Origin of the sequence: Aquamicrobium sp. LC103, assembly GCF_001014615.2 — a bacterium.
Classification (GTDB): Bacteria; Pseudomonadota; Alphaproteobacteria; order Rhizobiales; family Rhizobiaceae; genus LBCQ02.
Genome location: NZ_LBCQ02000004.1, coordinates 280,230 through 296,639 on the forward strand (window position 1 = coordinate 280,230; position 16,410 = coordinate 296,639).

Below are 16,410 nucleotides of genomic sequence, written 5' to 3' on the forward strand. Positions count from 1 at the left end.
GTCACGATTGGATGGTGCGGGAAACGGAAGGAAAATCTGAATGATCCAGAAGAACTGGCAAGAACTGATCAAGCCGAACAAGATCGAGTTTTCGTCCAAGGGCCGGACGCTGACGACGCTCGTCGCCGAGCCGCTCGAGCGTGGCTTCGGACTGACGCTGGGCAACGCGATTCGCCGCGTCCTGCTGTCGTCGCTGCGCGGCGCCGCCGTCACCGCCGTCCAGATCGACGGCGTTCTGCACGAATTCTCCTCGATCGCCGGTGTGCGCGAAGACGTCACCGACATCGTGCTGAACATCAAGGAAATCGCCATCCGCATGGAAGGCGAGGGCCCGAAGCGCATGGTCGTGCGCAAGCAGGGTCCGGGCGCCGTCACGGCGGGCGACATCCAGACGGTCGGCGACGTGGAAATCCTCAACCCCGACCACGTGATCTGCACGCTGGACGAGGGCGCGGAGATCCGCATGGAGTTCACCGTCGACACCGGCAAGGGCTACGTGCCGGCGGACCGCAACCGCGCCGAGGACGCGCCGATCGGGCTCATCCCGGTCGACAGCCTCTACTCGCCGGTCAAGAAGGTTTCCTACAAGGTCGAGAACACCCGCGAGGGCCAGGTTCTGGACTATGACAAGCTGACCATGACCATCGAGACCAACGGCGCCGTCACCGGCGAGGACGCGGTGGCTTTTGCCGCGCGCATCCTGCAGGACCAGCTTGCGCTCTTCGTCAATTTCGAGGAGCCGCAGAAGGAAGTCGCCGCCGAGCAGGTCACCGAGCTCGCCTTCAACCCGGCGCTGCTCAAGAAGGTGGACGAGCTGGAGCTTTCGGTCCGTTCGGCCAACTGCCTGAAGAACGACAACATCGTCTATATCGGCGACCTGATCCAGAAGACGGAGGCGGAAATGCTCCGCACGCCGAATTTCGGACGCAAGTCGCTCAACGAGATCAAGGAAGTGCTTGCCTCCATGGGCCTGCATCTCGGCATGGAAGTGCCGGATTGGCCGCCGGAGAACATCGAAGATCTCGCCAAGCGTTACGAAGATCAATATTGAGGCCCAGCGCCTCTGGAACCAGATTGAAGGAGAAGGCTCATGCGCCACGGAAAATCCGGCCGCCGGCTGAACCGTACCGTAAGCCACCGCAAGGCGCTGTTTTCGAACATGGCCGCCTCGCTCATCGAACATGAGCAGATCGTCACCACGCTGCCGAAGGCCAAGGAGCTGCGTCCTATCGTGGAGAAGCTCGTCACGCTCGGCAAGCGCGGCGACCTGCACGCCCGTCGCCAGGTGATCGCCGCGATCCGCTCGGATGCGCTGGCCAAGCGCCTGTTCGACACGATCGCTCCGCGCTATGCGGACCGTCACGGCGGCTATCTGCGCATCATGAAGGCAGGCTTCCGCCACGGCGACAACGCCCCGATGGCCGTGATCGAGTTCGTCGACCGCGACGTCTCGGCCAAGGGTGCCGCCGACCGCGCCCGCGTGGAGGCCGAGGAGACCAGCAGCGAGGCCGAGGCCGCCTGATCGCCTGATCGCATCAAATGCTTGAAAAAGGGGCCTCCACGGCCCCTTTTTTTCATTGAAGGGGCGGGTGCGTCAATCGAGACGCGAAGCGCCGCGTTCGAGCCTTTCATTTTGCACAATCATCATGAAAATGGGCTCGCATCGTGCCGATGAGGATTCTTAATGCGTCGCAAGAAGTTTTTCGCACTGGTCGCCGCCGGAGCCATCTCCGTCGCCGCTGCCCTGTCGTCAGCCCCCGGCTTCGCCCAGGAGAAGATCGGGAAGGAACTGTCGGATGTGCTGACCGATCTGCTTCGCGGCGGCGAGAGCGCGCCCGTCGACAAACGCGTTCCGTTCGGCCGCGAGGAAATGCAGCTTTCCTTCGCGCCCTTGGTCAAGCAGACCAGCCCCGCGGTCGTCAACGTCTACGCCTCGCAGCAGCGCCAGGCGGCAAATTCGCCGTTTGCCGGAGATCCGTTCTTCGAGCGTTTCTTCGGCCGTCAGATGCCGCCGCGCGTGCAGTCGTCGCTCGGTTCCGGCGTGCTCGTCGATCCGACGGGTTATGTCGTGACCAACTACCACGTCATCCGCGACGCCGATGACGTGAAGGTCGCCATGTCGGACGGGCGCGAGTTCAACAGCAAGATATTGCTGAAGGACGAATCGCTCGATCTCGCGGTCCTGAAGATCGAGTCCCCCGAGCCCTTTCCGATCGTGCCGCTGGGCGATTCCGACGCGCTCGAGGTCGGCGATCTGGTCATTGCCATCGGCAATCCGTTCGGGGTCGGCCAGACGACGACGAGCGGCATCGTCTCGGGGCTCGCGCGCACCCATATCGGCGTCAGCGATTTCGGCTTCTTCATCCAGACCGACGCGGCGATCAATCCCGGCAATTCGGGCGGCGCGCTGATCGACATGGATGGCGAGGTCGTCGGCATCAATACGGCGATCTTCAGCCGTTCGGGCGGTTCCATCGGCATCGGTTTCGCCATTCCGTCGAACATGGTGCGCGCGGTGGTGGCGGCCGCGAAGGAGGGGCTCGATTATTACGAACGGCCCTTCGTCGGCGCGAGCTTTGAAAGCGTGACGGCGCAGATCGCCGAGGCGCTCGGCATGCCGCGACCGAGCGGCGCGCTGGTGCGGGCGGTCGAACCCGAAGGACCGGCGGCCAAGGCGGGTCTGAAGCCGGGCGACGTGGTGCTGGCCATGAACGGCGCCCCGATCGAGCATCCGGACGCGCTCGGCTACCGTCTTGCCACGCAGACGGCGGGCACCGTCGCCCAGCTGCAGGTCCTGAGCGGTGGTCAGGAGCATGCGGTCGACATCGAGCTGATCCGGCCGCCGGCCGGCACGTCGAGCGCCGAGATCATCATCGAGGGCCGCAGCCCGTTCGCCGGCGCGAAGGTGGCGGAGCTTTCGCCCAGGCTCGCCCAGCGGCTGGGAATGAACGCGCAGGCCAAGGGCGTCACCGTGGTCGAGATAGACCGCAACTCGCCGGCGGCCGGCTTCGGGCTGCGTCCGAAGGACATCGTGCGCGAGGTCAATGGCGAGACGATCGACACGCCGGAGAAGCTGCGCGAGGCCGCTGCCGCGGAGACGCGCTGGTGGCGTTTCACGGTGGAGCGCGACGGCCGGCTCATGCAGCAGATGCTGCGTTATTGAGCGATCGACCCTATATGTGCCTGATGCCGCCTGTCTCGCGGGACAGGCGGATGGCGCATGCTGCAACCGTCCGGCGAATTCCGCCGGTCCCGACCCAAGGCTGACGAGATGAGCCTTTTCGAAACGACCGCACCGAGGCCGCTCGCCGAAGAGCTGCGGCCGAAGAAGCTTGCCGACGTGATCGGCCAGGACCACCTTCTCGCCAAGGACGGTCCGATCGCGCGCATGGTCTCGGCCAAGAGGCTTTCCTCCTTCGTCCTATGGGGGCCGCCCGGCACCGGAAAGACCACGATCGCCCGGCTGGTGGCGCAGGAGGCGGGCGTCGAGTTCGTTCAAATCTCGGCGGTCTCGGCCGGCATTGCAGACCTGCGCAAGGTGATCGAGGGCGCCAAGGGGCTGCGCTTCTCCTCCGGCCGCCAGACCGCGCTCTTCATCGACGAATTGCACCGTTTCAACCGGACGACGCAGGACGCATTGCTGCCCCATGTCGAGGACGGCACCGTGGTGCTCATCGGCGCGACCACCGAAAACCCGAGCTTCAGCATCGTCGCCGCGCTGCTTTCGCGGGCGCGCGTCTACACGCTCAATCGCCTGGATGTCGCCGCGCTGGAAGACCTGCTTCTGCGCGCGGAGGAGCACGCCGGCAAGCCGCTGCCGCTCAACGAGGAAGCACGGCGTGCCCTCGTCGACATGGCGGACGGCGACGCGCGCTATCTTCTGGGCCTCTGCGAGGAACTTCTCTCCCTCGATGCCGCCGAGCCCCTCGATATTGCCGGACTTGCGCAAACCGTGCAGAAGCGCGCGCCGGTCTACGACAAGGCGCAGGAAGGCCACTACAATCTCCTGAGCTGCTTCCACAAGAGCCTGCGCGGCAGCGACGTGCAGGCGGCGCTTTACTGGGCCGCGCGCATGATCGCCGGGGGCGAGGATCCGCGCACGCTGTTCAGGCGGCTCGCCTGCGCCGCCTCCGAGGATGTCGGCATGGCCGACCCGCAGGCGATGCCGCTGGTCGTCTCCGCCTGGGAGGCCTTCGAACGCGTCGGCTGGCCGGAAGGACGCCTGTTCCTGGCGCAGGCGGTCGTCTATGTCGCCACGGCCCCCAAGTCGAATGCCGCCTATTCCGCTTTCGATGCGGCGCTGGAACTCGCGCAGCGGACAGGCTCCTTGCCGCCGCCGATGCACATACTGAACGCGCCCACGCGACTGATGAAGGAGCTCGGCTACGGTCGCGGCTACCGCTACGACCACGACTTTCCCGACGCCTATGCGGGGCAGGAATTCTTTCCCGACGAGCTTGCCGAGGAGAGTCCCGCCTTCTACCGTCCGAACGAGCGCGGTTTCGAGCGCGAGATCAGGAAGCGGCTGGATTACTGGCAGAAGATCCGCGCGGAGCGCGGCGACGACTGACTCCCTTCGCAGGCGTTGTTTTCAACTGAATACTGCACATGAGATAGATGCCCCCTAATTTTGCGGCGTCTGTCTTTCAATAGCTGTGCGCACCGCATCGCGCTTGCTTTCCTTGTTATATTCGGTTGAATATATCGATGTACGGGCGTGCGAATGAAGGCATGCCTGATCGTTCGCCAGAGGGAGCTTCGAGATGCATTTACGCCGTCGTTTTGTAACGAAATTCGCCGCGATCGCGGGCGTGGCGGCAACGCTTATGCTTGCCGCCGTCGCGCCGTCCCATGCGCAGGACGTGACGGTGTTCGCGGCCGCGAGCCTCAAGAACGCGCTCGACAACGTGAACACGGCCTGGGAAGCGGAGGCGGGCAGGAAAACGACGGTTTCCTATGCCTCCAGCTCGGCGCTCGCCAAGCAGATCGAGGAGGGCGCGCCGGCCGACATCTTCATCTCCGCCGATCTCGACTGGATGAAATATCTCTCGGACAAGAACCTGATCGAGCCGGATACCGAGACGAACCTGCTCGGCAACCGCATCGTTCTGGTGGCACCGGAGGATTCGACCGTAGAGACCGAGATCGCAAAGGATTTCGACCTTTCCGGCCTGCTCGGGGACGGGCGGCTCGCGATGGGCAATGTCGACGCGGTGCCGGCCGGCAAGTACGGCAAGACGGCGCTGGAGGCGCTCGGCGTATGGGCCTCCGTCGAGGGCAAGGTCGCGCAGGCCGAGAACGTGCGCGCAGCGCTCAAGCTGGTCGCCACCGGTGAAGCGCCTCTCGGGATCGTCTATCAGACGGACGCCGCGGCCGAGCCAGGGGTGAAGATCGTCGGCACCTTTCCGGAGGATACCCATGAGCCGATCATCTATCCGGTTGCAATAACCGCGGAATCGACCAACGCTGACGCTGCGGAATTCCTGAACTATCTTCAGACGGCGAAAGCGAAGCAGCTCTTCGAGGCCGAAGGCTTCACCTTCCTGGCGCCCGTCGCATCGAATTGAGCGATATGGAGTGGCTGCGGCTTAGCCCGGAAGAATGGACGGCGGTTCAGCTTTCGATAAAGGTGGCGACCTGGGCCATGGTCGCCAGCCTGCCGCCGGGCATCGTGATCGCCATGCTTCTGGCGCGCGGCCGCTTCTGGGGCAAGTCGGTGCTGAACGGCATCGTGCATCTGCCGTTGATCCTGCCGCCGGTGGTAACGGGCTATCTTCTGCTCCTCACCTTCGGCAGGCGCGGGCCCGTTGGTGCCTTCCTGGCGGAGAATTTCGGCATCGTCTTCGCCTTCCGCTGGACGGGAGCCGCGCTCGCATGCGGCATCATGGGGTTTCCGCTGATGGTGCGGGCGATCCGGCTTTCCATCGAGGCGGTCGACCGCAAGCTGGAGGCGGCCGCCGGTACGCTCGGGGCCAGTCCGACATGGGTGTTCGCGACGATCACCCTGCCGTTGATCCTGCCCGGCATCATCGCCGGCATGATCCTCTCATTCGCCAAGGCGATGGGCGAGTTCGGCGCCACGATCACCTTCGTCTCCAACATTCCCGGTGAGACGCAGACGCTGCCTTCGGCGATCTATACGTTCACCCAGGTGCCTGGCGGCGACGCCGGCGCGATGCGGCTGACCCTCGTCTCCATCGTGATCGCGATGGGCGCCCTGGTCGCCTCCGAAATGCTGGCGCGTCGCGTCGGGCGGCGGATGGACGTCGAATGACGCTCTCCGTCGAGATAAGCCATCGGCTGGGCGACTTCTCGCTGGAGGCCTCCTTCGAGAGCGACGGCGGCCTGACGGCGCTGTTCGGCCCTTCCGGTTCGGGCAAGACGTCGCTCGTCAATCTGATCGGCGGGCTTATCCGACCCAAAACGGGGCGAATCGTGGCCGATAGTCGCGTGCTCGTCGACACCAAGACCAGAACCTTCCTGCCGAAGCACAAGAGGAGAATCGGCTATGTATTTCAGGACGCTCGGCTTTTTCCGCATCTGTCGGTGAGCCAGAACCTCTGCTACGGGCGCTGGTTCACGCCGTCTAACGATCGTTATGCGAATATGGAAGGCGTCATCGACCTCTTGGGCATCGGCCACCTGCTCGATCGCAGGCCGGCCTTCCTTTCCGGCGGCGAGAAGCAGCGCGTGGCGATCGGACGGGCACTGATCGCCAGCCCGCGGCTGATCCTGATGGACGAGCCGCTCGCCTCGCTGGACGAAGCGCGCAAGGCCGAGATAATGCCCTATATCGAGCGCCTTCGTGACGAGACGAAGATACCGATCGTCTATGTCAGCCACTCGATCGCGGAGGTGGCGCGGCTCGCCACCGACGTGGTGATGCTCTCGGCGGGCAGGGTGACCGCGGCCGGACCGACGGCGCAGGTCATGCAGCGGATCGATCTTCTGCCGGCGGAGGAACGGGGCGAGGGCGGCGCCGTGCTCGACATGTCGATCGCCGCCCAGGACGAGCGCTACGGCATGACGGTGCTGAGGTCGTCCGCCGGCGAGATGCGCGTCCCGCGCCTTGCCAGCGAGATCGGCCGGACGGTGCGGATCAGGATCAGGGCGCGCGACGTCATCGTCGCGACCTCGGAGCCGAGGGGCATCAGCGCGCTGAACATATTGGCGGGCAAGGTCGAAGCGGTGAAGTTCGACGACGGCGCCGGCGCCGATATCGGCATCGACTGCGGCGGGCAGAAGATCATCGCGCGCATCACCCGCCAGTCGGTCGAGAGCCTTGGTCTTTCGAAGGGACAAAGCGTCTTCGCAATCGTGAAGACGGTAAGCTTCGAGACGGCGACGTAGGCTGTGTTTCGCGGCCGCTCCCGCCTGTTCATCATGCGCGGCGGTCGTTATACCAAAAGGGTGATAACGCCTCGCCGGCGAACCTGATGACCACGTGGAGCATGCCGGATGCCGTCGCTCAGTCTTCGGATAGACCTCGATCCAGACGGAAGGATCGGACCGGGAAAGATCGAGCTGCTCGAGCAGATCGCCGCGTTCGGCTCGATCTCGGCGGCGGCGCGCGGCATGAACATGTCCTACAAGCGCGCCTGGGATCTGGTCGAGGAGATGAACCGGATATTCGGCAAGCCGGTCGTGTCGGCCCAGACCGGCGGCCGGAAAGGCGGCGGAGCGCAGCTAACCGCGGTGGGGCTCGCGGTCGTCAGCCGGTTCCGCGCGATCGAGCGGGCGGCGAATTCGGTCGCGGCGTCGCACATCTCCGCCCTGCAGGCGGAGATCGATGCCGCCTGACAGGACGGATGCGGCATAGGGACGACCGTTGACGAAGCGTCGCGAACAACCCAAAACATCATCATGTATCACTTTCTGATCGTGGCCGCCGGCGGCGCGTTGGGCGCGGGAGCGCGGCATCTCGTCAATCTCGCCTTCCTGCGGATGCTGGGCGCGGGGTTTCCATGGCATACGCTGGCCGTGAACGTGGCCGGCTCGCTCGCCATGGGCGTCATCGTCGAACTGATCGCCCGGCGCTTCGGCGCGTCGAACGAACTGCGCCTGTTCCTGGCGACCGGGATACTCGGCGGTTTCACGACCTTTTCCGCCTTCTCGCTCGATTTCGCGGTACTTTTCGAGCGCGGGGCGATGTTTCAGGCCGCCGCATATGCGATTGCCAGCGTGATACTGGCGATATTGGCGCTGTTCCTGGGATTGTGGCTCGCAAGAAGCCTCGCCTGATGCTATCTCGCGGTCTTCGAGAAAAAAGCGACGTGAAATGGCTGGCGTAGAACAGATATCGGTGGAACCCGGCGAGACCGGAATGCGGCTCGACCGCTGGTTCAAGGCGCACTATCCCGGCCTCGGCTTCGGGCAGTTGCAGAAGCTGCTGCGCTCCGGCCAGGTCAGGGTGGACGGCGGTCGCGCCAAGGCCGAGACGCGGATCGAGGCCGGACAGGTGGTGCGCGTGCCACCGCTCGCGGTCGACCGCAAGGGCGACGTACCGCTGACGGCGCGCGGCATGCGCGGGCAGGACGATGCCGAGGTCCTGTCAAAGATGCTGCTGCACGAGGACAAATCCGTCTACGTCTTCAACAAGCCGTCCGGGCTTGCCGTGCAGGGCGGCTCGGGCGTCAACCGACACGTCGACGACATGCTCGAGGCCTTCCGCAACAAGAAGGGCGAGAAGCCGCGCCTGGTCCACCGCATCGACCGCGACACGTCGGGCGTTCTCGTCGTCGCGCGCTCGCGGCTCGCCGCGATGAAGCTCGCGGAAGCCTTTCGCGGGCGTGATGCGAAGAAGACCTATTGGGCGCTGGTGAAGGGCGTGCCGAAGAAACGCGAGGACAAGATCTCGACCTGGCTGGTCAAGGAACAGACACCCGACGGCGACCGTATGCGCGTTGCCCGCCACGGCGAGGAACGGGCCGATCACGCCGTCTCCTATTACCGCGTCGTCGACCAGGCGGGGCAGTCGCTCTCGTGGCTGGAGATGGAGCCGCATACCGGCCGCACCCACCAGCTTCGCGTGCACGCCGCCCATATCGGCTGTCCGATCATCGGCGACCCGAAATATTTCGAGGCGGACCAGAACTGGGAGTTTCCCGGCGGAATCCAGAACCGCCTCCACCTTCACGCGCGGCGGATCGTCATCCCGCATCCGGACGGCGGAAAGCTGGACGTGACGGCTCCGATGCCGCCGCACATGGTTCAAAGCTGGAACCTCATCGGCTTCGACGAGGCGACCGCCGAGGACGAACGATGAGCGATGCCGCCGGCGCGCTCGAAAGGCGTGATTCGATAGACGGCTTCGCCGCCGCGGTGATGATAGGCCTCACCTTTTCCTGGGGGTTCAACCAGGTCGCGATCAAGGTGGCGAATGTCGGCTACAATCCGATTTTCGCCGTGCTCTTGCGCTCGGTGATCGCCTGTGTGCTCGTTCTCCTGTGGTGCAGGCTGCGCAGGATTCCGCTGTTCGAGCGGGACGGCACGCTGGGAGCGGGCATACTGGCGGGCGTGCTGTTCGGGGGAGAATTCGCGCTGATTTTCCTCGGGCTCGACTTCACCACGGCGGCGCGCAGCGCGCTGATGATCAACACCATGCCGTTCTGGGTGCTGATCGGCGCGCATTTCCTCCTCGGCGAGCACATCACCCGGCTGAAGCTCGCGGGCGTGGCGCTTGCCTTCTGCGGGGTGTTCCTCGTCTTTTCGGACAAGCTCAGCGTACCGGGTCCGTCCGCGCTCTGGGGCGATCTGATGTGCCTCGGCGCCGGCATCCTGTGGGCGGCGACCATTCTCGTCATCAAGGGATCGCGGCTTGCGCGCGCGAGCGCGGAAAAGACGCTGCTTTACCAGCTTTCGGTATCCGCGCTCTTCGTGGTGCCGTTCGTTCCGCTCGCCGGGCCGGCGCTGCGCGACGTCACGGCGCTCGCCACCGCCTCGCTGCTCTTCCAGGCGGTGTTCATCGTCGCCTTCACCTATGTGCTTTGGTTCTGGCTGATGCGGCGCTATCCGGCGTCGGGTCTTTCTAGCTTCGCCTTCCTGACGCCGGCATTCGGCGTCCTGTGCGGCGGGTTCCTGCTGGGCGAGACGGTCACGCCGCGAATTTTCCTGGCGCTGGGGCTGATCGCCGCGGGGCTCGTGCTTGTCAACCGGCGCCCACGTAGCGATATACCGGCGTAGAGAACAAGATCGGAAACAGTGCCATGCGTGACAAGCTGAGCGATATCGGCGGCGAGGAATTCCTTTCCGACAAGGACCCGATGCGGCGCGCGCAGAAGCAGATGCGCCCACCGCTGCCGAAGCGCTTCTACAAGGAGGCCGAGGTCGCCCGGGAAGGCGACGCCTATGCCGTGCGTCTCGACGGGAGGCCCGTGCGCACGCCGGGCAAGGCGCTGCTCGCGCTGCCGAGCGAGCGGGCGGCCCGGCTCGTCGCCGACGAATTCGCTGCCCAGCGCGACGAGATCGATCCGATCTCGATGCCGGTGCTGCGGCTGGCGAACACGGCGATCGACGGCGTCGCGGCGGACACGCAGGCGGTGCTCGAAGACATCATGCGTTTCGCGTCCTCCGACCTCCTCTGCTACCGCGCCGACGCGCCGGAAGGCCTCGTCGCGCGGCAGGCGGAAGCCTGGGATCCGATCATCGACTGGGCGAGAGCGTCGCTCGGCGCCCGCTTCATCCTCGCCGAGGGCGTCATGCATGTCGAGCAGCCGGGCGAGACGATAGGGGCGATCGGCATTCATTTGAAATTGCGGGAGGACCCGTTCAGGCTTTCGGCCCTGCATGTGATGACCTCGCTGATGGGTTCGGCGTTGCTCGCGCTCGCCGTCGAGGCAGGCGAGATCGATGCCGAAACCGCTTGGGCGGCCGCCCATGTCGACGAGGACTGGAACATCGAAAAATGGGGCGAGGACGCCGAAGCCGTGGAGCGCCGCGCCGTGCGCAAGCGCGACATGCTGGCTTCCGTTTCGCTGCTCGGGGCGCTGAGCTTCAGCCGCTGATCCGGCCATCGTCCTCCGTTCAAGCGTCGGGGAGGCGGTCCGAAAACCGGAACCTGGTTTTCGGACCGACGACCTATCCGCCGAAGCCCAGCGCGCGCAAGGCGTTCGGCACGGCGGGCAATGTGAGGAGCAAGGCGCAGCCCAGCCATATCGCAGCGGCGACCTTGCCGCTGCCGTCCGGCGCGAACCGTTCGTAGAGCGCTGCCGGTACGCCTGAAATCATCACCGTGAGCGTGGAGAGGATCAGCGCGCTCACCATGTAGACCGCCTGGGAATAGGGCGGTGCCCAGAACGGGTACCAGATCGGATAGAGCACGAAGACCGCCAGCACCCAGGGCGAGAAGATGCCGTTGACGATCGCCACCGCCATGACCGGCACGAGGGCGTTCCTGTCCATCATGAGCCGGCTCCCTGGGTTGCGACGGGCGTGAGCCCGAGATTGAGCAGCAGCACGAAATAGGCCACCCGCGCAAACATCAGCCAGAGCACGCCGAAGAGCATCACCACCAGATGCGTCATGATGCGCGGGGTGACCATGCGGAAGAAGCGGACGAAAGGCTCGGTGATCGCCTTGAAGGCGCGCCAGATGTAGTTGTCCCAGTTCTCCGGCACGAACAGGCCGAGCACGATCCTGCCGAGCAGCGTGTACATCACCGCCGCGAGAACGAAATTGGGGATGTGGAAATACCAGTAGGTCCAGAAACTGCTCATGCGCCTGTGCCGCCGCCTCCCATGACCGGACTTTATGGCCCGGAGCTTGCAGAAAGAAAAGCGGGGCCCGTTTCCGGACCCCGCTTCCGTTTGATCGGGGCGACCGACTAGGTGGTCTTTTCCTCCATGAGGGTCTTGCCCCTCGGCACGCGGACCTCGTCGATGAAGTCCTGCATCTCCTTGGAGGGAGCCTTGGTCAGGAGGCTGACGATGATCATCACCGCGAAGCCCACCGGCAGGCCGAAGGCGGCGGCCGAGACGTTCTTGACGCCCCACCACATCGCCCATTCGTCACCGGTGCCCTTGGTCAGGTCGAAACCGTATTGCGTTCCGATCAGGTAGAGCACCGTGATGCCGAAGCCCGCGATCATGCCGCATATGGCACCCGCCGAGGTCGTGCGCTTCCACCACACGCCCAACACCAGTGCCGGGAAGAGACCGGCGGCGGCGAGCGAGAACGCCCAGGCGACCATCGACAGGATGTCGGCGGGACGCGTCGACGCGGTGTAGGCGGCGAGCGCCGCCACGACGACGAGGAGGGCACGCGACACCACAAGACGACGGGAGGTCGGCGCGTTCTGGTCGATCATCTTATAGTAGATGTCGTGGCTGAGCGCGTTGGCGATCGCCAGGAGCAGGCCGTCCGCCGTCGACAGCGCCGCGGCGAGACCGCCGGCCGCGACCAGACCCGAGATGACATAGGGCATGCCGGCCATTTCAGGCGTGGCAAGCACGATCATGTCGGCGTTGAGCGTGATGTCGCTGAAGGCGAGGTTGCCGGTGACGCCGGCTTCCGAGCACGCCGCCGCGACTGCAGCCGCGTCCACGGCGGCCTTGCCGCAGATCTGCACCATGGTGCCGTCGGCAGCCGCCCACCGCATCAGCCAGCCGGCCTTCTCGGCGATGTTGTCCGGCGTGAGGCCGCTCGCCACCAGGTCGAGCATCGTCCACTTCGCGAAGGCGGCGTATGCCGGCGCGGTGAAGTAGAGGATGAAGATGAAGAGCAACGACCAGGCCACCGACACGCGCGCCTCGCGAACCGAGGGCGTCGTGAAGTAGCGCATCAGGATGTGCGGCAGGGATGCGGTGCCGACCATGAGACAGACGATGAGAAGGAAGTAGTTCTTCGCATCGAAGCCGCCATGGGCGAATGGCACGATGTGTCCCGGACTGATGCCCTGCGCCGCCTCGAGCGCGGAGATGTTTTCGAGCGCGGAGCCGTACATGATCTGCGGGATCGGAACGCCGGTCTTGGCGGTGGACATCCAGATCGCCGGGATGAGGTAGGCGATGATCAGAACGATATACTGCGCCACCTGGGTCCAGGTCACCGCGCGCATGCCGCCGAGCATCGAGCAGACCAGAATGCCGGCGAGACCGACATAGACGGCGACCGAGAAGTTCAGGCCGAGGAAGCGCGACGCGATGATGCCGGTCGCGTAGATCTGCGCGACGACATAGGTGAACGAGCACGAGAAAAGCACGACGATGCCGATGAAGCGGGCAAGGTTTCCGCCGTACCGGGCCGCGAGGAAGTCGGGAACCGTATAGGCGCCGAACTTGCGCAGATAGGGCGCGACGAGGATGGCCACGAGAACGTAGCCGCCCGTCCAGCCGACGACATAGGCGAGGCCGTCATAGCCGAGCAAATAGAGCGTGCCGGCCATGCCGACGAAGGAAGCTCCCGACATCCAGTCGGCGCCCGTCGCCATGCCGTTGTAGATCGCCGGCACCCTGCGTCCGGCGACGTAATATTCGCCGACCTGCATGGTGCGGCTCATGATGCCGATCACCGCGTAGATCAGGATGGTGAAGCCCATGAACATGTAGCCGATGACGACGTTGGGAACGCCGATCGCGCCGAGAATGGCCATGAGGATGATGAATGCGATGAAGCCGCCGGTGTATAGCGTGTATACGCGGCCAAGATTGGCGGTGAAACTGTCGCCGCCTCCCGTTGTCGAAGCCATTGTTCTCCCCCTCAGTTGTCTTCGGACATGCCATACTCTTCGTCGATGGCGTTCTGCTTGCGGGCGAACCAGAACAGCATGATGACGAAGGCTATGAGCGATCCCTGAGCGGCCATGTAGAAACCGAGCGGGAAGCCGAGAATGGTGATGTTGTTCAACGCATCCACGAACATGTGGATGACGAACGAGAAGAAGAACCACAGTGCCAGCATGACCAGCATGAGGTTTTTCGTCTTGTTCCAGTACGCTTCATGTTGCGACGAATTGGCCATCGCGCGTGACCCTCCTCCAAAGTGCCGCCGCGGGCGCAGGGCTCGAATGGCGGCTGTTGCGCTGAACGCATCGCAAAACCCTCCCGATGCGCGACATCGCAGGGCCGGCCTGTCGACCGAATCCCGGACGTTCACATATGCGTAACACTTCTTGATCGAGTCGTTGATTAAACCTTAGGCTTAGACAATTCGTCGAGGATGCCTGCCGCGACCTGCCTGTATAAGCATGCGTTGGACTTGCCGGAGACGGGGTGTAGGATGACGTTTCACTTTCTGCGGAACGCGGGCAATATGGGATTGTTGGGCGACCTTCTTCCAAACTTCTTCAGCCGGGCGAAACCCATTCGCACGGTGGGCGAACTGGCCGAATTCATGGATTCGCGCGCTGCCTTCATGGGGCAGAAATGCGTGGAGGAATTCTCCCGGGTGAGAGCGGGAATCTACTGGCAGAAGCTGTTCAGCGAGGAGGAATTCCAGACCGAGCTGCGCCGCTCGCGGTGGAAAAGCTATCCGCCGGCCTATGCGATGGTCGCCGAGGCCGTGGAAAGCGTTCTGCGGCCCGCCGCCGGGCTGCGCCAGCGCAAGCTTCCCGAGGCGCTGGAAAAGATGGCGAGCCGGACCTTTGCCGGTTATCCGGTTCCGGAAGGGCTTTCGGACCAGTTCTGGAGCGAAGCCCTCGAGCTTCTGCGCGAACGGTTGGATGCGACGCAGGCCGATGCGCCGCGGCCCGTGCGGGAAATGGCCGAGCCGGCGGCGAGGCTGGTCTTCGAGGCGCTTCCCATCCACCAGAATCTGCTGACCAACGACTACGACTATATATTCAACAATCTCAGGATGAACCTGCTGCGTGTTCACAGCGATTTCCTGGACCGCGTCGATGCGAAGGCCGTCATCCTCGATCTGCTCGGCGACGACTGACACAAAACCCAAAAATGAAGAAGGGCCGGTGCGGCGACGCACCGGCCCTTCGTTTGCCCGCCCGCGATCAGACGGAGTAGTACATGTCGAATTCGACCGGGTGCGGGGTCATTTCGAAGCGCATGACCTCGGCCATCTTGAGCTCGATATAGGCGTCGATCTGGTCGTCGTCGAAGACGCCGCCGGCCTTCAGGAAGGCGCGGTCCTTGTCGAGGCTCTGCAGGGCTTCGCGCAACGAGCCGCAGACGGTCGGGATCTTCTTCAGTTCCTTTGCCGGCAGATCGTAGAGATCCTTGTCCATCGGCTGGCCGGGATGGATCTTGTTCTTGATGCCGTCGAGACCGGCCATCAGCAGGGCCGCAAACGCGAGGTAGGGGTTCGCGCCCGGATCGGGGAAGCGGATTTCGACGCGCTTCGACTTCGGCGACGAGCCGAAGGGGATGCGACAGGAGGCCGAACGGTTGCGCGCCGAATAGGCGAGCAGAACCGGCGCTTCATAACCCGGAACCAGACGCTTGTAGGAGTTGGTCAGCGGGTTGGTGAAGGCGTTGATCGCCTTGGCGTGCTTGATGATGCCGCCGATGTAATAGAGGCAGTTTTCCGACAGGCCGGCATATTCATTGCCCGCGAAGGTCGGCTTGCCGTCCTTCCAGATCGACATGTGCACGTGCATGCCCGAGCCGTTGTCGCCGAAAACCGGCTTCGGCATGAAGGTGGCCGTCTTGCCGTAGGCGTTGGCGACCTGGTGCACGACATATTTGTAGAGCAGCATCTTGTCGGCGTTGCGCACCAGCGCGTCGAACTTGACGCCGAGCTCGTGCTGGGCGGCCGCCACTTCGTGGTGGTGCTTTTCGACGCGCACGCCCATTTCCGTGAGCACGGTCAGCATTTCCGAGCGCATGTCCTGGCACGAGTCGATCGGCGGCACCGGGAAATAGCCGCCCTTGACGCGCGGACGGTGGCCGAGATTGCCGGTCTCGTAGTCGGTGTCGTCGTTGGAAGGCAGTTCGGAGGAATCGAGCTTGAAGCCGGTGTTGTACGGGTCGGCCTTGTACTTGACGTCGTCGAAGACGAAGAATTCGGCTTCCGGGCCGACGAAGACGGTGTCGCCGATGCCTTCCGCCTTCATGTAGGCTTCGGCCTTCTTCGCCGTGCCGCGCGGATCGCGGTTGTAGGCTTCGCCGGAAACCGGGTCGAGAATGTCGCACAGGATGACCATGGTCGACTGGGCGAAGAACGGATCCATATGGACCGTCTCGGTGTCGGGCATCAGAACCATGTCGGATTCGTTGATGGCCTTCCAGCCGGCGATCGATGAGCCGTCGAACATGACGCCGTCGGCGAACATGTCTTCGTCGACCTCGGCGACGTCCATGGTCACATGCTGGAGCTTGCCCTTCGGATCAGTGAAGCGGAGGTCGACGAACTTTACGTCGTTGTCCTTGATCTGCTTCATGATGTCATTTGCTGTCGTCATTTCCTATTTCCCTGTGATGACATTCTCAAAGATGGTTTGAAAAAATGGAGCCCGGAGCC

18 protein-coding genes are annotated in these 16,410 nt (G+C 64.1%); 13 read left to right on the forward strand and 5 right to left on the reverse strand.

The genetic code is table 11. The features are described 5' to 3' along the window. The first annotated feature begins 40 nt into the window (after window positions 1–40). The 12 genes from XW59_RS10160 (at window position 41) to XW59_RS10215 (ending at window position 11,003) form a co-directional block, all read left to right on the forward strand. Window positions 41–1,051, forward strand: a complete 1,011-nt coding sequence (locus tag XW59_RS10160; RefSeq protein ID WP_047144824.1) for a DNA-directed RNA polymerase subunit alpha — start codon at window positions 41–43, stop codon at window positions 1,049–1,051. A gap of 39 nt (window positions 1,052–1,090) precedes the next feature. Next, window positions 1,091–1,522 carry a 50S ribosomal protein L17 gene (gene rplQ, locus XW59_RS10165; RefSeq protein WP_047144825.1) on the forward strand — a complete coding sequence of 144 codons (432 nt, stop codon included), beginning with the start codon at window positions 1,091–1,093 and terminating at the stop codon, window positions 1,520–1,522. A 162-nt stretch (window positions 1,523–1,684) separates the two neighbouring features. Continuing rightward, window positions 1,685–3,163: a DegQ family serine endoprotease gene (locus XW59_RS10170; protein ID WP_047144826.1), complete on the forward strand. Its 1,479-nt coding sequence runs from the start codon at window positions 1,685–1,687 to the stop codon at window positions 3,161–3,163. A gap of 108 nt (window positions 3,164–3,271) precedes the next feature. After that, window positions 3,272–4,570, forward strand: a complete 1,299-nt coding sequence (locus XW59_RS29790; protein ID WP_047144827.1) for a replication-associated recombination protein A — start codon at window positions 3,272–3,274, stop codon at window positions 4,568–4,570. Between the two features lie 193 nt (window positions 4,571–4,763). Next, complete coding sequence (modA, locus tag XW59_RS10180) at window positions 4,764–5,567, forward strand: molybdate ABC transporter substrate-binding protein (protein WP_047144828.1); 804 nt, start codon at window positions 4,764–4,766, stop codon at window positions 5,565–5,567. A gap of 5 nt (window positions 5,568–5,572) precedes the next feature. Then, complete coding sequence (gene modB / locus XW59_RS10185) at window positions 5,573–6,274, forward strand: molybdate ABC transporter permease subunit (RefSeq protein WP_047144829.1); 702 nt, start codon at window positions 5,573–5,575, stop codon at window positions 6,272–6,274. Continuing rightward, window positions 6,271–7,350: a molybdenum ABC transporter ATP-binding protein gene (modC, locus tag XW59_RS10190; protein WP_137327006.1), complete on the forward strand. Its 1,080-nt coding sequence runs from the start codon at window positions 6,271–6,273 to the stop codon at window positions 7,348–7,350. The genes modB and modC overlap by 4 nt, the downstream gene beginning before the upstream one ends. Before the next feature lie 108 nt (window positions 7,351–7,458). Further along, the gene (locus tag XW59_RS10195) at window positions 7,459–7,800 is read left to right on the forward strand and encodes a winged helix-turn-helix domain-containing protein (RefSeq protein WP_047144831.1); all 342 of its coding nucleotides are present in this window, start codon (window positions 7,459–7,461) and stop codon (window positions 7,798–7,800) included. Between the two features lie 63 nt (window positions 7,801–7,863). Beyond that, on the forward strand, window positions 7,864–8,241 hold the full coding sequence (gene crcB / locus XW59_RS10200) for a fluoride efflux transporter CrcB (RefSeq protein ID WP_047144832.1): 378 nt from the start codon (window positions 7,864–7,866) through the stop codon (window positions 8,239–8,241). A gap of 37 nt (window positions 8,242–8,278) precedes the next feature. Continuing rightward, the gene (locus XW59_RS10205) at window positions 8,279–9,265 is read left to right on the forward strand and encodes an RluA family pseudouridine synthase (RefSeq protein ID WP_047144833.1); all 987 of its coding nucleotides are present in this window, start codon (window positions 8,279–8,281) and stop codon (window positions 9,263–9,265) included. Further along, window positions 9,262–10,182, forward strand: coding sequence for a DMT family transporter (locus XW59_RS10210; RefSeq protein ID WP_047144834.1), 921 nt, complete (start codon window positions 9,262–9,264; stop codon window positions 10,180–10,182). The genes XW59_RS10205 and XW59_RS10210 overlap by 4 nt, the downstream gene beginning before the upstream one ends. Window positions 10,183–10,205: 23 nt before the next feature. Continuing rightward, window positions 10,206–11,003: an ATP12 family protein gene (locus XW59_RS10215; protein ID WP_047144835.1), complete on the forward strand. Its 798-nt coding sequence runs from the start codon at window positions 10,206–10,208 to the stop codon at window positions 11,001–11,003. Window positions 11,004–11,076: 73 nt separating this feature from the next. Here XW59_RS10215 and XW59_RS10220 read toward each other — a convergent pair whose 3' ends face one another. The 4 genes from XW59_RS10220 to XW59_RS10235 form a co-directional block, all read right to left on the reverse strand. Beyond that, window positions 11,077–11,403, reverse strand: coding sequence for a hypothetical protein (locus XW59_RS10220; protein WP_136068095.1), 327 nt, complete (start codon window positions 11,401–11,403; stop codon window positions 11,077–11,079). Then, window positions 11,400–11,714, reverse strand: coding sequence for a YggT family protein (locus XW59_RS10225; protein WP_047144837.1), 315 nt, complete (start codon window positions 11,712–11,714; stop codon window positions 11,400–11,402). The genes XW59_RS10220 and XW59_RS10225 overlap by 4 nt, the downstream gene beginning before the upstream one ends. Window positions 11,715–11,821: 107 nt before the next feature. Further along, complete coding sequence (locus XW59_RS10230; protein WP_047144838.1) at window positions 11,822–13,684, reverse strand: sodium:solute symporter family protein; 1,863 nt, start codon at window positions 13,682–13,684, stop codon at window positions 11,822–11,824. 11 nt (window positions 13,685–13,695) lie between these two features. Next, window positions 13,696–13,956 carry a DUF4212 domain-containing protein gene (locus XW59_RS10235; RefSeq protein ID WP_047144839.1) on the reverse strand — a complete coding sequence of 87 codons (261 nt, stop codon included), beginning with the start codon at window positions 13,954–13,956 and terminating at the stop codon, window positions 13,696–13,698. Between the two features lie 258 nt (window positions 13,957–14,214). Between XW59_RS10235 and XW59_RS10240 the strand changes: the two genes are divergently transcribed. Continuing rightward, window positions 14,215–14,874 carry a hypothetical protein gene (locus XW59_RS10240; protein WP_136068097.1) on the forward strand — a complete coding sequence of 220 codons (660 nt, stop codon included), beginning with the start codon at window positions 14,215–14,217 and terminating at the stop codon, window positions 14,872–14,874. Window positions 14,875–14,941: 67 nt separating this feature from the next. On the opposite strand, the gene glnA is transcribed toward XW59_RS10240, so the two are convergent. Further along, the gene (gene glnA, locus XW59_RS10245) at window positions 14,942–16,351 is read right to left on the reverse strand and encodes a type I glutamate--ammonia ligase (protein WP_047144841.1); all 1,410 of its coding nucleotides are present in this window, start codon (window positions 16,349–16,351) and stop codon (window positions 14,942–14,944) included. Window positions 16,352–16,410: the final 59 nt, after the last annotated feature.

What these genes read in the sequence shown, in the direction of transcription:
- modC (WP_137327006.1), top strand. Translation starts at nt 6,271, where the DNA reads ATGACGCTCTCCGTCGAGATAAGCCATCGGCTGGGCGACTTCTCGCTG.
- XW59_RS10225 (WP_047144837.1), bottom strand. Translation starts at nt 11,714, where the DNA reads ATGAGCAGTTTCTGGACCTACTGGTATTTCCACATCCCCAATTTCGTT.
- XW59_RS10230 (WP_047144838.1), bottom strand. Translation starts at nt 13,684, where the DNA reads ATGGCTTCGACAACGGGAGGCGGCGACAGTTTCACCGCCAATCTTGGC.
- XW59_RS10220 (WP_136068095.1), bottom strand. Translation starts at nt 11,403, where the DNA reads ATGATGGACAGGAACGCCCTCGTGCCGGTCATGGCGGTGGCGATCGTC.
- modA (WP_047144828.1), top strand. Translation starts at nt 4,764, where the DNA reads ATGCATTTACGCCGTCGTTTTGTAACGAAATTCGCCGCGATCGCGGGC.
- XW59_RS10195 (WP_047144831.1), top strand. Translation starts at nt 7,459, where the DNA reads ATGCCGTCGCTCAGTCTTCGGATAGACCTCGATCCAGACGGAAGGATC.
- XW59_RS10160 (WP_047144824.1), top strand. Translation starts at nt 41, where the DNA reads ATGATCCAGAAGAACTGGCAAGAACTGATCAAGCCGAACAAGATCGAG.
- modB (WP_047144829.1), top strand. Translation starts at nt 5,573, where the DNA reads ATGGAGTGGCTGCGGCTTAGCCCGGAAGAATGGACGGCGGTTCAGCTT.
- XW59_RS10215 (WP_047144835.1), top strand. Translation starts at nt 10,206, where the DNA reads ATGCGTGACAAGCTGAGCGATATCGGCGGCGAGGAATTCCTTTCCGAC.
- XW59_RS10205 (WP_047144833.1), top strand. Translation starts at nt 8,279, where the DNA reads ATGGCTGGCGTAGAACAGATATCGGTGGAACCCGGCGAGACCGGAATG.
- XW59_RS10240 (WP_136068097.1), top strand. Translation starts at nt 14,215, where the DNA reads ATGACGTTTCACTTTCTGCGGAACGCGGGCAATATGGGATTGTTGGGC.
- glnA (WP_047144841.1), bottom strand. Translation starts at nt 16,351, where the DNA reads ATGACGACAGCAAATGACATCATGAAGCAGATCAAGGACAACGACGTA.
- XW59_RS10170 (WP_047144826.1), top strand. Translation starts at nt 1,685, where the DNA reads ATGCGTCGCAAGAAGTTTTTCGCACTGGTCGCCGCCGGAGCCATCTCC.
- XW59_RS29790 (WP_047144827.1), top strand. Translation starts at nt 3,272, where the DNA reads ATGAGCCTTTTCGAAACGACCGCACCGAGGCCGCTCGCCGAAGAGCTG.
- XW59_RS10210 (WP_047144834.1), top strand. Translation starts at nt 9,262, where the DNA reads ATGAGCGATGCCGCCGGCGCGCTCGAAAGGCGTGATTCGATAGACGGC.
- XW59_RS10235 (WP_047144839.1), bottom strand. Translation starts at nt 13,956, where the DNA reads ATGGCCAATTCGTCGCAACATGAAGCGTACTGGAACAAGACGAAAAAC.
- rplQ (WP_047144825.1), top strand. Translation starts at nt 1,091, where the DNA reads ATGCGCCACGGAAAATCCGGCCGCCGGCTGAACCGTACCGTAAGCCAC.
- crcB (WP_047144832.1), top strand. Translation starts at nt 7,864, where the DNA reads ATGTATCACTTTCTGATCGTGGCCGCCGGCGGCGCGTTGGGCGCGGGA.